Origin of the sequence: Mesorhizobium sp. M8A.F.Ca.ET.208.01.1.1 (assembly GCF_004791315.1) — a bacterium.
Classification (GTDB): Bacteria; Pseudomonadota; Alphaproteobacteria; order Rhizobiales; family Rhizobiaceae; genus Mesorhizobium.
The window spans coordinates 1-368 of record NZ_SRUT01000120.1; the positions used below are offsets into that span (position 1 = coordinate 1).

Below are 368 nucleotides of genomic sequence, written 5' to 3' on the forward strand. Positions count from 1 at the left end.
ATGGCCTTGGCGACGGCCTGGCTGAGAAACACCGTGCCGCGCAAATTGGTATCCAGCGCGCGGTCGAAATTCTCGGGCTTCAGCTCCAGCAGGTCGCCGCGCACGACGGCGCCGATGCCGGCATTGTTGACCAGGCAATCGATGCGGCCGAAGGCGCGCATGGTTGTTTCGACCAATTTCGAATGGCATGTAAGATCGGCGATATCGCAAGCGGCATAGGCAAACTTCGCGCCGCGCCCGGTGATCTTTTCAGCTAGTCCGTCGGCGGGCTTCCCGGCCAGATCGGCGACGAGGATGTCGAAGCCGGCATCGGCCAGCGCCTCGGCGCAGGCGAGCCCTATGCCGCGCGCGCCGCCGGTGACGATGGC

The 368-nt window shown here is 65.2% G+C and carries 1 protein-coding gene; it reads right to left on the reverse strand.

The annotated features are described in order from the left end of the window. On the reverse strand, positions 1 to 368 hold a 368-nt coding region (locus EN851_RS34550), incomplete at both ends, for an SDR family NAD(P)-dependent oxidoreductase (protein WP_135931069.1).